Raw genomic sequence first — 14,119 nt, forward strand, 5'->3', positions numbered from 1 at the left:
AAATTATTAGTCATAATTATTTTGTGTAATTTGAGATGTGTAGTAAATTGTATTCATTTAGGTGATTAAATGTCAAAAATACTTATAACTGACCCGCTGCATGAAAGTGCCGTTGAAATATTAAAACAGGCAGGCGAAGTTGAAGTTGCAACTGGGTTAAATGTTGAAGAGCTAAAATTAAAAATTAAAGATGTAGATGCGCTGGTAATTAGAAGTGGAACAACTGCTACAAGAGAAATTATCGAAGCATCAGAAAATTTAAAAGTTATTGCAAGAGCTGGAGTTGGTGTAGATAACGTAGATTTAGATGCAGCAACAGAAAAAGGAATAGTTGTGGTAAATGCACCAGATGCATCGTCAATTTCAGTTGCAGAACTTTTATTTGGTATGATGCTCGCAGCAGCAAGAAATATCCCTCAAGCTACTGCATCAATTAAAAGCGGTAAATGGGACAGGAAATCATTTAAGGGAATGGAAATTTACGGAAAAACGCTCGGAATTGTTGGTCTTGGTAGGATTGGACAGCAAGTAGCAAAAAGAGCTCAAGCTTTTGGAATGACAATTGTTGCATATGATCCATATATTCCAGAAGATGTTGCATCAGAACTTGGAATAAAATTGTTAACTGTAGATGAACTCTGTACTGTAAGTGACTTTATAACACTTCACGTTCCATTAACTCCCAAAACAAAACACATGATTGGAAAAGAGCAGATTGCACTCATGAAAAGCAACATGGTTATCATGAACTGCGCAAGAGGGGGATTAATCGACGAAGTTGCACTTTATGATGCATTAAACAGTGGAAAAATCAAAGCAGCAGCTCTCGATGTATTCGAACAAGAACCTCCAAAAGAAAGCCCTCTTTTAACACTTAATAATTTAATCGGAACTCCACATCAAGGTGCTTCAACAGAAGAAGCACAATTGAGTGCAGGAACAATTGTTGCGGAACAAACGGTTAAAATATTAAAAGGGGAATCTGCAGAAAATGTTGTAAACCTTCCAATGGTTCCAACTGAAAAAATGAAAAAATTAAAACCATACATGGTTTTAGCGGAAAAAATGGGTTCAATGGCAATACAGTACCTTGATAACTCGATAGAACTTTTAGAAATCACCTACATGGGCGGTCTTGCAAAAGAAAAGACTGAAATACTCAAAAGGTCATTTTTAAAAGGTATTTTAGCCCCAATATTACTTGCAGGTGTTAATTTAGTAAATGCACCAGTAATTGCAAAGAGCAGGAACATAAAAATTGCAGAAGGAACAATGTCTGAAAGCGACTATGGAAATTCAATAAAAATTTCTGCAAAAGGGGAAAACGACGAAATTTCAATAATTGGAAGTATTGAACATAACGAAGTCGTGTTTAGAGAAATTAATGGGTACAGAATGGATATAAAACCTGAAGGAACAATCTGTATAATAAAACACATCGACAGACCCGGAATGGTTGGAAAAGTTGGAGTTCTTCTCGGTGAACACGGAATAAACATTGCAGGAATGCAAGTTGGAAGAAGAGAGCCTGGAGGACACAGCATAATGTTTTTAGATATTGACCACATGATTTCAGATGAGGTACTCGATGAAATCAGGAAAATGGAAAACGTAAGGGCTGCAAAATCAATAAACATCTAATTTAATTTTTTTTAATTTTTCGGGGGCAGGATATGGAAGGAGTAATTCTTGGACTACTTGCTGCAGTTTTATATGGTATAGGTACTTTTTTTGCAAAAGTTGTTTCAAATGAGGATCCGTATCTTCAGTGGATCATTGTAAATATTGTTGGAATTGTTTTATGTGTTATATTATTTGGAGGAAAGTGCAGAAATTTACTCGATTACCCAAATAAAGTTTTAATTTACGGGGCAATTGCTGCAGTTCTTGTGATACTTGGAACACTTGCACTTTATTATGGATTAAACAAGGGAAAGGCGAGCGTTGTAGTACCTTTATCTTCAATAGGGCCTGCAATAACCACGGTTCTGGCAATAATTTTTTTAAAAGAGCAGTTAACATTTACCCAGATAGCGGGAATTGCAATGATATTAAGCGGAGTAATTGTACTCTCAATTAACAGTTAAAATAGAATAAAAAAATTTTTAATTAAATTCCGAGGTATTTTTTAGCGCCTTGGGATCCGATCTGTAATTTAATAGCATTTAATACTTCTTTTACATCTTCAACGTTTTCAGCATCGTTTAAAGCTTTCCTAAATGTTTCCTTTTTTTCTTCTGTAACTAAGCCGATTAAATATTCGACAGTTGTTACAAGTTCTATGTATCTACCATCTTGGGAGATTTGTGATTCTATTTCCTCAATAGTTTTCATTACATTTTCAGATACCAAATTATCACCACGATTCTTACTTTTTACAGATATGTTTATTTTTATATTTAAATTTTAACATTTGATTTTGTATGCACGCTTATTTTTGAAAATATTGACGTATTATTTGCTTATGGTAAGTATCAATTCACGAATGATTTTTGCTGCGGTAACAGATGTAATCTTGCCGATGTCGTAATGAGGTGAAACTTCAACCACGTCAAAACCAACAATTTTTTCTTTAATTTCTTCCAAAAGATAAAGTGAGTTTATAAGCTCTTTTGGTGTAAATCCGCAAGGTTCTGGAGTTCCAGTTCCTGGTACAAATGCAGGGTCGAGTACATCAATATCGATTGTTACGTAAACTGGTTTTTCAAGTTCTTTGATCTTTTTGATATCGTCTTTTGTGGGCATTTCCATTGAAATATTGGTATTTTTCCATCCAAATTCCCATTCATCCTGGTCGCCACTTCTAATTCCAAACTGGAAGATATCTTCTGTTAAATCGTAAGTTCTCCTAATTACACTTGCATGGGACTGTTCGTTACCCATGTATTCTTCCCTTAAATCGCAGTGAGCATCGAAATGAATTACTGCAAAGTCATCATAAACCGATTTTACAGCTTTTACAACGGGGTATGTTACAGAATGTTCTCCACCAATCATTACAGGTATTTTTTTAGCTTCTAAAATATCTTTTGAAGCACCATATGCCCGATTTATGATTTCAGACTGATTTCCTTCCATTAAAAGATTGTATTTGTCGCAAATTTTTACATCGATTAAATCTTTTTTTAAAATTGGGCTAAATGTTTCAAGTCCCCATGAAGCGTTTCTAACTTCATCAGGCCCAAATCTTGCGCCTGGTTTGTATGATGTTGTAGCATCGAAAGGGATTCCAAAAATAACAAAATCAGCATCGTTAAATGTATCATAAGCTGTGAGAAACTTGGAATAATCTTCAAAATACATGAATTATCACCAAAAAAACAATAAAAAAGTTAAGAATTATTCTTTTAAGTATCTAGGTGTTGCTAAAAATACTCCCTTGTGAACGTCCTGGTCGTAGTATTTTGTAGTCATATCTTTTAATTTAGTTTCAATTTCTGAAACATCGGAATTTAATGGATCGTTTTTCTTTGAAGCTAAGGTAAAGCTCCAAAATCCGCTAGGGTATGTTGGAATACTACATACGAGTGGTCTTATTACTGAAAAGCCAGCATCTTTTAAGTGTCCTTTGATTTTATTTATCAATTTTTCATGTAAAAGTGGGCTTTCTGTCTGTTGAACCATGATTCCGTCATCATTTAAGCATTTGTAGAGGTTGTTGTAGAATTCTTTTTCGAATAATCCTGCAGCAGGGCCAACTGGGTCTGGGCAGTCTACGAGGATTACGTCGTATTTTTCAGAAGTTTCTGCAACGTATTTAATTCCATCCGTAATCATCGTGTTTACTTTCTCGTTGTCTATTTCGCAGCTTAAGGTTGGAAGGAATTTTTTTGCAACTTCTACAACCTGTCCATCGAGTTCAACAAAATCTATTTTTTCAACGCTTTTATGTTTTAAAACTTCCCTAACAGATCCGCCATCTCCTCCACCAATGACAAGAACTTTTTTAGGGTTTCCGTGCGTAAAGAGTGCAGGGTGTGAAATCAATTCGTGGTATATAAATTCATCTCTTTCAGTAGTTTGGTACGTGTTTTCTAAAATCAAGACTCTTCCAAACTCGTAAGTGTCAAGAACTTGAATTTCTTGGTATTCTGAGTGCCCAACATAAAGTATGTCTTTTAATTTGGTTGAAAGGCTTAAATTTTCAGTTTGTGGTTCCGTATACCATGCATCGAATTTCATTCTTTCACCTCCCCGTCATTAATAATTCCTCTTTTGATATCCATAACTTCTGTTTTCTCAGGTTTTAAGAATTTTTCAATTTCTGGGATTGTATCCTCAGGTTTAACGTGTTCCCCGCAGGTAAATACGTCCATTGCAGCGTATCCAAGTTCCGGCCAAGTGTGAATACTTATGTGGCTTTCAGATAATACTGCAACCCCAGTTACCCCCTGGGGTGAGAATTTGTGTGTTTTTACACAGATTAATGTAGCTCCGCATGCTTTTACTGCATTAACAAGCATTTTTTCTATGCCTGGTTGGTCATCCAGGGCTTGACTCTCGCATCCCCAAAGTTCGAGGATGATGTGTTTTCCTAACTGTTTCAACGGTCTCGCCTCTTTTAGCGTTTTTGAAATTTATGTTTTTTTGGACAGTTCTTTTTAAAATCATGGTTTCAATATCCCACATATGTGAACTTTTATTATAGTTCTAAATTACAACTATATATCTTATTTGTACCAGAGTGCTGCAGCTGCAAATGCGCATCCGATATTTTCAACAGTGTGTTCTGAAGCGATTGAGATTATTTCGTCAATTTCCCAACATCTCATTTCGAAACCTTCTTTAGCCATATTTCTAACGGTATCTTCACATTCTTTTTTACCGCCAACGCATTCGTATTCCATGATAAGTCCACATAATTCTTTATCTTTTGGAATTGCAACGCTGATACCTGCTGCAACGGTTTCACCTTTTACTTCGCTTATCTGGTAACCGTATGCGGTAGGAACAAGTGAACCTTGCGGTATTTTTGGGAGTGGAATAATGTCTGCTTTTGGAGGCATAATGCTGCTAATTCTGATCAGGTTTAAGTTTCCGATACCAGATTTTAACAACGACATGTCGAAAGCATTTAATGGGTTGTTTGCATCACCAGTTCCTGCAACAAGGGAAATCGTGTTTGGAGCTTCGAATGGGGAGTGTATTGCACTTGATTTAATCATAAGACTAGACACCTCTCGTATTTTTTAAATTTTTGAGTTTTAAATAGCTATGCAAAATAGAGAATAATAATTATCAAACTAAATAAAAGATTATCATATATAAATCATTCGGTCGCAAAAATAAAAGGAATAAAGCGGTATTATTTAATTATTTCGGGAAATATTCAATCTTTTCTTTTGATTACTGGTTATCATTGAAACAATTTAAAAATTTAGAGTATGCATCGTCCTTTATCAATAAATTTTTGGAACCGACAACTATCAACTTTCGCTTTGCCCGAGTAACTGCAACGTTTAATCTTCTAAGGTCTTTTAAAAATCCCATTTTATCAGTTCGAACAAATGAAATCACTATTACTTCATTTTCTCGGCCCTGAAACCCATCAACGGATTTAACATCTATTTTATCCGTATTTAGCATTTTGGAGATATATTTTACCTGTGCATCGTACGGAGTTATTACACTTACCGGAATTTCATATTTTTGAAGTTTTGAGACAATTTCTAATACCTTTTCGGCTTCTTCAACGTTGTATGATGATTTAAATGAATCCTGTTGTTCTTCTCCATCAACATTTATAAATTGAAGCGGTTTTTCATTTATGATGTCATTATCTTCGTTTGAAACATTTTCTACAATCTCAAGTAAATTATGCGATTTTACAGATTCGTGTGCAATAAGCTTATTTTCGTAGAACATTTCGTTTGAAAATTCCATGATTTTTTCATTCATCCTGTACTGAACTTGGAGGATCTTTGAAAATTCAGGATTTTCATGAATCATTCTTTCAAAAAGTGTTTTTTTAAGTTCCAATTCATCACTGAGAACGGTTGGTGGAAGTTGTTTGTGATCTCCTGCAATAATTAATTTTCTCGATCTTACAATTGGGATTAATGAAGATGGTTCCGTTGACTGACTTCCTTCATCGATTACGCAAACATCAAATTTGTAATCTTCTAAAATCTCGCTTCCTGCCATAGAATTTGTAGCAACAACAACATCACTGGTTGATATGATATCGTCAATTAGCTTTTTTTCAAATTTTTGGACATTTTCTTTTGTTTTAGCAATATTTTCGCTGCAAATTACCCAATCTGCCATCTGTTTAATGGTTTCTTTGGGAATTCCTCTTATATCTTTATTTAGCTTTGAAAAAATGATAATGTCATCATTACTCATTCCTCTTCGCCATTTTGGGTCAGGTCTTTGGAAATTTTTCCTCAAATCATAGTTTTTTTGAAGTTCTGTTTTTAGTTTTACTAATGTTGAGTAGTTTGGATGTTCCGTAATTTTGTTCTGTAAAGAATATTTCATTAATTTTTTAGAAATTCTTGAGGGGTGCCCTATTCTAACAATTTTGAAAGACTCGTGTTTTGAAATATTTGATAATATGTTATCAACTGCAATGTTTGAATCGGCAGTTGCAATGACTTTGTTTTTCCTCAAAGCTTCCTGTAAAATTACTTCAGAAATGGTGCTGGTTTTTCCAGTTCCTGGAGGCCCGTGTATCAAATATAAATCTCTTGCACTAAGAGCTTCTAAAACCGCTTCTTTTTGATATTCGTTTAATCGATAGTCTAAAAAGCGAATTTCAGTTGATTTAGATTTTTGTGGACTATCTACGCTTAAAATGATATCAATAAGCCGATTATCCGTACTATTAAATTTATCAAGTGCATTTAACATTCTTTTAAATGTAACGTCATTTACGTAGAGGTCGAGTCTTATATCGTTTAAAGCCCATTTAGGAACGATTTCCGTCGAAACATCTACGTGATTTGATCCAATTTCAATTACTGTTCCTAAAAGGTCGCTTTGAAGTGGGTTTCCTTTACTGATCAAAACGATATCTCCAACAGAAATATCGGTTTTCTTAAATTTTTCACTTCTTCCATACCTTACAATATATTCTCCAAAGAATTCTCTAAGAACTTTTCCGTTTAAGTTTAAAATGGCCCTTCCAACGTTTTCACGTTTTATCCCCAATTTTTTAATTTCTTCTTTATGAAAATTTATTTCGTGGTCTCGCTCTTTTTTAACAAGTTCCTTAAATTTATTGACGTAAATCTGCTTTAAAGTCATCATATCACAAACATTATTAGTTACTAGCAATATATGTAGTAGTAATTTTTAAGATTATTCCTAAAAATCAGAAGTATTTTGGATTCTAATTTAAAAATTCCATATCTTTTTCGGTGATTTAATGAAAATACTTGTTATAACTGGAAAGCAAGCTTTTAATAAAGTTTCATCTACAATCAAAAATTACGACTTTATAGACGTTTACGAAGCAAATATCTCAATTGCTGCTTTTTTAACTCCAAATTTGATAATAAAAGAAATAAAAAAGCTTGAAGATGTAAAAAACAAAAAATTATCCGAAATATATGATTTTGTACTAGTAACTGGACTTATAAGACATGACTTGGCAAGAATTTACGAAGAAACTGGAATAAAATGTTTTAAATCAACAAGAGAAGCATCAGACATTCCAGTTTTAATAAAAAATATGGATAAAATTAATCTTTCAACAGTAGATTATGCAGATTCGCAAATTTCTAAATTTATACGAGAAAATGCCCAAAAAGATATAGAAAATGCTGAAAAATTACCATTAAACCCGGGAAATATCAAAATAGGAAATTTAAAAGTTGGAAACGATTACCCAATGAGGGTTCTCGGAGAAATTGTTCACGTTCCATGGCTTTCCAAAAAAGAACTCGAAGAAAAAGTAAATTATTATGTTGAATCCGGAGCAGACATGATTGATTTAGGAATGGTCAGCAATGAAGATTATTCTAAAGATTTAAAGCAGATAATAAAAACTGTACGGGATATTACTGATAAACCTGTCAGTGTCGATACATTAAATACTAAAGAACTCATTGAAGCAGTGAATTTAGATGTTGACATGATTTTAAGTGTGGACTCAGGAAATTTCGATGAATTGCTTCCACATTTAAAAGAAAAAAACACGGTATCAGTTGTTCTTCCAACAAACTACAAAACAAACGAAGTTCCTGAGTCAATTTCAGAAAAAATTCAAAATATGGAAAAAATTCTTGAAAAATTTAAAGAAAATAATTTATTAGCAGTTGCAGACCCGATTTTAGAGCCGATAAATAACAGTGGTTGTAATTTCACAGAAAGTGTAATTGCATGCTACGAATTCAAAAAAAGAAATAATATTCCTATGTTTTTTGGAATTGGAAATGTTACAGAATTATTCGATGTTGATAGCAACGGTGTAAATGCAAGTATTGCAGCAATTGGCCAAGAAGTTGGGGGAAATATTTTGTTTACTCCTGAAGCTTCTTCAAAGTGCAAATTTTCAATAAAAGAATTGAAAACCGCATCAAAAATGTTATTTTTGGCAAAAATGAGAAATTCGCTTCCAAAAGATGTGGGGTACGATTTAATAAACTACAAGGATAAAAAATCCGACGAAGAGTTTGATTTGGAAGATGTAAAAATAATTGATGCAGTTGAAAATGAAAAACAACTTCTTGATGGGGGAAGCTTTAAAATCCGAGTTGATAGAAAAAATAAAGAAATAATTGCAACTTATTATGTAAAAAATCAACCAAAATTAATTATTAAAGGAAATGGTCCTAAAAAAATCTATGAAACTGCTTTAAGAGAAAATTTAATTACCAAAATGGATCACGCGGCATATTTTGGGAAAGAACTTAGAAATGCCGAACTTGCACTAAAACTTGGTAAAAAATACAATCAAGACTTTGATCTGTTTTACAATGAATTTTGGAATCAATAAAATATTATAAAACACTTAAAATACTGTTTTAATTTTTCAAAAAAGAATAGAAAAAGAAATTAATTTGATTATTCGACCAATAATCTTGCAGTTTCTGGTGAGTATCTCCATTTAGCTGGCAATACTTTTGTACCTCGGTAGTACTTAACCAATCTTCTGATTTTTGATTCGATTAATTTTAAACCAACTGTTGAGTGTGTATCTCTTGGGTTGTTTTCCAAGTGGTTTCTCAAGTTGATTGCTTTTTTCATTAAGTTGAAGAGATCTTCTGGAACTTCTGCGTAAAATCCAGCTTCTTTCATGATTGATGAAACGCTTTTGCCGGTGATTAATTTTACGTTAGGAACTCCGTACATATCTCTTAAAATGTTTCCGATAATAGCTGACTGTTTACCGTCTTTTGCCATTTCAACGATTTTTGCTTCAATATCCTCAGCGCTCATTGAAACCCATTCTGGAACTTCTGTTCTTAATGGTCTCGTTGAACCGGAGGAACCTCTTTTTCCTGAGTGTAATCTTGCCATTTATATCTCCTCTAGATGATTCCCAGTCCAATGAGTAAGGTTGTTACCTAAGTCATTGACTTAATCCTGTTAGTTTGATATCTTATATATAATTATTGGGTATTCTTTAAGTTAAATTTATAGGCGGATTATTCTTCATCGTAGTCTTTTTCGTTTAATCTTCTGATTCTGTTGATTCCATCGATTTCTTCAATTACCTTTACGACTTCTTCAGGAACTAGGTGTTCCCAAGCACTGCCTTCTAACATTTTTTTCCTTATTTTTGTTCCAGAGTAGTCTGTTCTATTGTATAATTCTGGTTTTTTAACCACATAATTTCTTTCAGAGAATAGTTCTCTAACAAGTGAATTTCCCGTGTAAATGGTAGTAAATGGGGGGGTTAATGACTCTACAGACGAAACCCATACAGCATTATAATCTATATCGATGATTGGAATTGCGTAATAATTTATGTCGTAATTTTCAAGTGTTTTTGTAATCATCATCATTCTTTCCCCTGCAGTGAACGGGTCTGTTAGAGTATGACTTTTTTGACAGCTTCCAATGCCCACAATTATCTCGTCAACTTCCGCAGAGATTTTTTTAATTATTTCTAAATGCCCTTTGTGAAATGGCTGCCACCTGCCGATTAGAAAAGCTCTCATAAAACCACCAATTTCCAGTAAAAAGATAAACATAAATATAATTTAATAAGATAACGAAGTAAGAATTACTAAATAAAGTTATATTCTGTTTTTATATATTACTGTTTATTATTTCGAGACAGGTGATTTTTTGAGCGACTATTCAGAATTTATACGTTGTATCATTTCTAATCTTTTAGTTGAAAAGGAAAAAATAAAAGATCTGGATCCAAAGAGGAAAAAACAAAAAGTGGAGGATATCAAGGCAAGATGTCTTCGTAAATTCGATTTAAACGTGGGATTTCCTCCAAATTCAGATATTATCAGTCAAGCTTCAGAAGAAGAAAAAAAGGAATTACTTCCACTTTTGAGAAAAAAACCAATAAGAACACTCTCAGGCGTTGCGGTTGTTGCAGTAATGACTTCCCCTGAACCATGTCCGCATGGAAAATGTTCATTCTGTCCCGGTGGAAAAGAAAGTAATTTTGGAGATGTTCCGCAAAGTTATACTGGAAAAGAACCTGCGACAATGCGGGGAGTAATGTATAATTTTGATCCATACGTTCAAACAAGTGAAAGGCTTTCACAACTTGAAAAAGTGGGTCACCCAACAGACAAGGTAGAATTGATAATAATGGGCGGAACTTTTCCAGCAAGAGACATTGAATATCAAGAAAACTTCATAAAAAGATGTCTTGATGCAATGAATGGCGAAGTTTCAGAAACACTTCAAAAAGCACAGGAAAAAAACGAAACTGCAAAGCACAGGTGTGTTGCACTTACTGTTGAAACAAGGCCTGATTATTGCAATGAAAAAGAAATAAATGAAATGTTAAAATTAGGAACTACGAGAGTTGAACTTGGAATTCAAAGTACAAACGATGAAGTTTTAGAGTTTGTAAAAAGAGGACACGGAACTGATGCGTCAATTAAAGCAACACAGCTTTTAAAGGACAGCGGATTGAAAGTTTCATACCACTTAATTCCTGGACTTCCAAAAACAACTCCAGAAATGGATAAAGAAACAATTAAAACAGTATTTGAAAATCCAAACTTCAAACCTGATTTGATTAAATTTTACCCCTGCCTTGTTATTCCTGGAACAGAAGTCTATGAATTATGGCAAAGTGGAGAATTTAACCCAATGACTGATGAAACGGCAGTAGAAGTTATCACCTATGGAAAATCAATCATGCCAAAATGGGTCAGGACTTCAAGAATTCAAAGAGATATTCCTGTAACCGTAATTGATGCGGGAGTTAAGAAAAGTAACCTTGGAGAACTCGTTTACAATAATTTGGAAGAAGAAGGAATAAAATGTAAATGTATAAGGTGCAGGGAAGTAGGCCACGTTACATACAAAAAAGGAATAAAACCGGATTTAGAAAGTATCAAATTATGCAGGGAAGATTACGAAGCAAGTGGTGGAAAAGAGATATTTTTATCATTTGAAGATACTAAAAATGATCTTTTGATAGGTTATTTAAGACTTAGAATACCAAATAATCCATTTAGAAAAGAAATAACCGATAAATCTGCACTTATAAGGCAGGTTCATGTTTGTGGACAGCAGAAAGAACTTGAAGGTAGCTCAAAAGAACTTTCGTGGCAGCACAAAGGCTACGGCAGACTTTTAATTGACGAAGCTGAGAAAATCGCAAGAGAGTTCAATAAAGATCAAATATTAATCAATAGCGGAATAGGTGTTCGAGAATACTATAAAAAACTTGGATACAAAAGAGTCGGTCCGTATATGGGTAAAATTCTTAAATAATTTTTCTTTTTTAAATTAGTGTAAGAATAGAGATGCAATAACTACTACGTTGAAAGCGTAAGCTGCGTATTTTATGGCATTGTTTCCGCGGTATGGTCTTTTAAGGTCGTTTGAAATTTCATCGATTTCATTGAAGTCTAATTCTTGGGTTTTAACTTTTGTATTTATCATAATTTCACCTGTTGTTAGCTATTACTATGAAATACTCCCTATATATAGCTATTTGCTCATTATAAATCGTGATAGATGTTTTTAATTAAAAATAATGACAGATTATCCGTCTTTATTATAATTATCGATAATGATAAATACAAAAAAACTGATTTATATTTAAAGAAAAATTAAGAGATTAAAAAATGTTTAGTTTAAAAATGAGAGCTTCAAGCAATGGAAATCACGTTTCAGGGGCTGAAAGGTTAGTTAATGAAGAAAAAATTGAAGAAATTTCTTCAGAATTGATAAAACGTGCAATGAATCACGAAAATGGGGTTCCCGATTTTATAAATTTGAAAGTGGAAAAAGTCACTGAAAAGATAAATTACATTGAGCACCTCAAAATAAAAACGGTTAATTCAAACTCAAAAGAAAAGTCTAGAGAATTTGCAAGAGATATCTTGAAAAAAGAGTTAGAAAAATATTTTTTGAAGAATGAAAAAGATACTGAAAAAATTGATGAATTGATTGACTCTGCATTTAAAATAATTGATGCAGGAAATATGCGGGGAGCCGCAATTTTAGATTTAGATGGAAACCGGCTTGAAAAAAGTTCAGATCGAGGAATTAGGGTAAGAAATATTGATACAGCTGAAGAATTATCTAAAAAAATTTTAAAAGATGATTCGTTAACCGAAAGAACTGTTGATGCAATTGCAATTGCAACAAAAGTTGTAAACTGTGACATTATTGCAGAACTCTGTACCTCTGATAACTTTTCTTATACAACAGGTTACGTTGCAACTAAGGAAGGATACTTTAGAATATTAAATCTTAAAGATAGCGGCCAGGTTGGGGGACGGGTATTCTTTGCTGAAAATTCTGATATCGATGAACTCTACGATAAACTTGAAAATATGCCCGTGATTGTTTATTAGGTGTTTTTATGTTTAGGGAAAACTTAAAAAAAGAGCTTGATTTGATAAAAAATCAAAATCTATATCGAAAATTAAAATTAGAAGATAATATTCGTTTAAACTTTTCTAAAAACGATTATTTGGGACTTTCAAAAAACAATGAAGTAATTAACGCATACAATGATGGACTGAACTATGGGGCCGGTGCAACTGGCTCAAGGCTTACTTCTGGAAACATAAACCACGAAGAACTTGAAGAAACAATTTCTGAATTTAAGAAAACTGAAAAATCATTAGTTTATTCTTCAGGATATGGTACAAATTTAGGTGTTATAAGTTCGCTCTGTAAAAAAGGAGATTTGGTATTAAGCGATGAATTAAACCATGCATCCATAGTTGATGGAATAAGACTTTCAAGATCTGACAAAAAAATTTACTCCCACAATAACATGCAGGAGTTAATAGAAATTTTAGAAAATAGCAGAAATTACGAAAATAAATTTATTGTATCTGATGCAGTTTTCAGCATGGATGGAGATATTGCGCCAGTAGACGAATTAAAAAAAATAGCGGATGAATATAACGCGGTATTAATACTTGATGATGCACATGGAACAGGTGTTTTAGGAAATGGAAAAGGAACACTTCACCATTTTAAAATAAAACCAACGGACAATATTATTCAAATTGGAACCCTTTCAAAAGCAGTCGGAACGGTCGGCGGATTTGTATGTGGAATCGAAGAATTAATCGATTATTTAATAAACACATCCCGAAGTTTTATTTATTCAACGGCTCTTCCTCCTGCAGTAATTTCTGCAAGTATTAAATCCTTTGAATTAATTAAATCTGGTGAATTAACTGCCAAATTATCCAAAAATATCAATACTGCAAATAAAATTTTCAAATCATCAGGGTTTATCGAAGAAGAAAAGATTACTCCGATATATCCGTTTATATTTGGTAAAGACTCGATAAAAATTTCAGAAGAACTTTTAAAATACAAAATATTCTGTGTTGGGATTCGCTACCCCACAGTTAAAAGAGGTTTTGAAAGAATACGGCTGAGTATAACCGCAGAAAATAAAAAGGAAGATTTTGAATATTTGTGTGAATGTATTTCAAAAATAAAAAATGGGTGATTTAAACGCTATTTGTAACGGGAACAGATACTGGAGTTGGAAAAA

15 protein-coding genes are annotated in these 14,119 nt (G+C 33.1%); 6 read left to right on the forward strand and 9 right to left on the reverse strand.

The annotated features are described in order from the left end of the window. Positions 1 to 69 precede the first annotated feature (69 nt). Both serA and MMJJ_RS06205 read left to right on the forward strand, forming a co-directional pair. Positions 70 to 1,641 carry a phosphoglycerate dehydrogenase gene (serA, locus tag MMJJ_RS06200; protein WP_104838109.1) on the forward strand — a complete coding sequence of 524 codons (1,572 nt, stop codon included), beginning with the start codon at positions 70 to 72 and terminating at the stop codon, positions 1,639 to 1,641. Between the two features lie 32 nt (positions 1,642 to 1,673). Continuing rightward, the gene (locus tag MMJJ_RS06205; RefSeq protein WP_104838110.1) at positions 1,674 to 2,087 is read left to right on the forward strand and encodes an EamA family transporter; all 414 of its coding nucleotides are present in this window, start codon (positions 1,674 to 1,676) and stop codon (positions 2,085 to 2,087) included. 22 nt (positions 2,088 to 2,109) lie between these two features. On the opposite strand, the gene MMJJ_RS06210 is transcribed toward MMJJ_RS06205, so the two are convergent. From MMJJ_RS06210 to MMJJ_RS06235, 6 genes are all read right to left on the reverse strand, one after another. Continuing rightward, positions 2,110 to 2,352: a hypothetical protein gene (locus MMJJ_RS06210; protein ID WP_011171530.1), complete on the reverse strand. Its 243-nt coding sequence runs from the start codon at positions 2,350 to 2,352 to the stop codon at positions 2,110 to 2,112. Between the two features lie 102 nt (positions 2,353 to 2,454). After that, a complete protein-coding gene (gene speB / locus MMJJ_RS06215; RefSeq protein WP_104838111.1) occupies positions 2,455 to 3,303 on the reverse strand; it encodes an agmatinase in 849 nt (282 codons plus the stop codon). Between the two features lie 36 nt (positions 3,304 to 3,339). Continuing rightward, on the reverse strand, positions 3,340 to 4,182 hold the full coding sequence (gene speE / locus MMJJ_RS06220; RefSeq protein WP_104838112.1) for a polyamine aminopropyltransferase: 843 nt from the start codon (positions 4,180 to 4,182) through the stop codon (positions 3,340 to 3,342). Further along, a complete protein-coding gene (speD, locus tag MMJJ_RS06225) occupies positions 4,179 to 4,547 on the reverse strand; it encodes an adenosylmethionine decarboxylase (protein ID WP_104838113.1) in 369 nt (122 codons plus the stop codon). Before speD ends, speE begins: the two co-directional genes overlap by 4 nt. A gap of 123 nt (positions 4,548 to 4,670) precedes the next feature. Then, the gene (locus MMJJ_RS06230) at positions 4,671 to 5,165 is read right to left on the reverse strand and encodes a pyruvoyl-dependent arginine decarboxylase (protein WP_104838114.1); all 495 of its coding nucleotides are present in this window, start codon (positions 5,163 to 5,165) and stop codon (positions 4,671 to 4,673) included. A 181-nt stretch (positions 5,166 to 5,346) separates the two neighbouring features. Further along, positions 5,347 to 7,248, reverse strand: coding sequence for an IGHMBP2 family helicase (locus tag MMJJ_RS06235; RefSeq protein ID WP_104838115.1), 1,902 nt, complete (start codon positions 7,246 to 7,248; stop codon positions 5,347 to 5,349). 121 nt (positions 7,249 to 7,369) lie between these two features. On the opposite strand from MMJJ_RS06235, the gene MMJJ_RS06240 reads away from it, so the two are divergent. After that, entirely contained in the window at positions 7,370 to 8,941 is a 1,572-nt protein-coding gene (locus MMJJ_RS06240) for a dihydropteroate synthase-like protein (RefSeq protein WP_104838116.1), read from the forward strand. Positions 8,942 to 9,009: 68 nt separating this feature from the next. Here MMJJ_RS06240 and MMJJ_RS06245 read toward each other — a convergent pair whose 3' ends face one another. Both MMJJ_RS06245 and MMJJ_RS06250 read right to left on the reverse strand, forming a co-directional pair. Further along, complete coding sequence (locus MMJJ_RS06245; RefSeq protein WP_011171523.1) at positions 9,010 to 9,465, reverse strand: 30S ribosomal protein S15; 456 nt, start codon at positions 9,463 to 9,465, stop codon at positions 9,010 to 9,012. A gap of 128 nt (positions 9,466 to 9,593) precedes the next feature. After that, positions 9,594 to 10,109 carry a nicotinamide-nucleotide adenylyltransferase gene (locus MMJJ_RS06250; RefSeq protein WP_104838117.1) on the reverse strand — a complete coding sequence of 172 codons (516 nt, stop codon included), beginning with the start codon at positions 10,107 to 10,109 and terminating at the stop codon, positions 9,594 to 9,596. Between the two features lie 130 nt (positions 10,110 to 10,239). Here MMJJ_RS06250 and MMJJ_RS06255 point away from each other — a divergent pair, with 130 nt between their 5' ends. Continuing rightward, entirely contained in the window at positions 10,240 to 11,862 is a 1,623-nt protein-coding gene (locus tag MMJJ_RS06255; RefSeq protein WP_104838118.1) for a tRNA uridine(34) 5-carboxymethylaminomethyl modification radical SAM/GNAT enzyme Elp3, read from the forward strand. A 15-nt stretch (positions 11,863 to 11,877) separates the two neighbouring features. Here the strand turns inward: MMJJ_RS06255 and MMJJ_RS09355 are convergent, their stop codons facing one another. Beyond that, positions 11,878 to 12,033 (reverse strand): hypothetical protein, encoded by a 156-nt coding sequence (locus MMJJ_RS09355; RefSeq protein ID WP_169929108.1) that lies wholly within the window; start codon positions 12,031 to 12,033, stop codon positions 11,878 to 11,880. A gap of 185 nt (positions 12,034 to 12,218) precedes the next feature. Between MMJJ_RS09355 and MMJJ_RS06260 the strand changes: the two genes are divergently transcribed. Beyond that, complete coding sequence (locus tag MMJJ_RS06260) at positions 12,219 to 12,953, forward strand: 6-carboxyhexanoate--CoA ligase (RefSeq protein WP_104838119.1); 735 nt, start codon at positions 12,219 to 12,221, stop codon at positions 12,951 to 12,953. Positions 12,954 to 12,961: 8 nt separating this feature from the next. After that, positions 12,962 to 14,074, forward strand: coding sequence for an aminotransferase class I/II-fold pyridoxal phosphate-dependent enzyme (locus MMJJ_RS06265; protein ID WP_104838120.1), 1,113 nt, complete (start codon positions 12,962 to 12,964; stop codon positions 14,072 to 14,074). The last annotated feature ends 45 nt before the right edge of the window (positions 14,075 to 14,119 follow it).

The organism is Methanococcus maripaludis (assembly GCF_002945325.1).
In the GTDB taxonomy this organism is placed as follows: domain Archaea; phylum AGJL01; class Methanococci; order Methanococcales; family Methanococcaceae; genus Methanococcus; species Methanococcus maripaludis.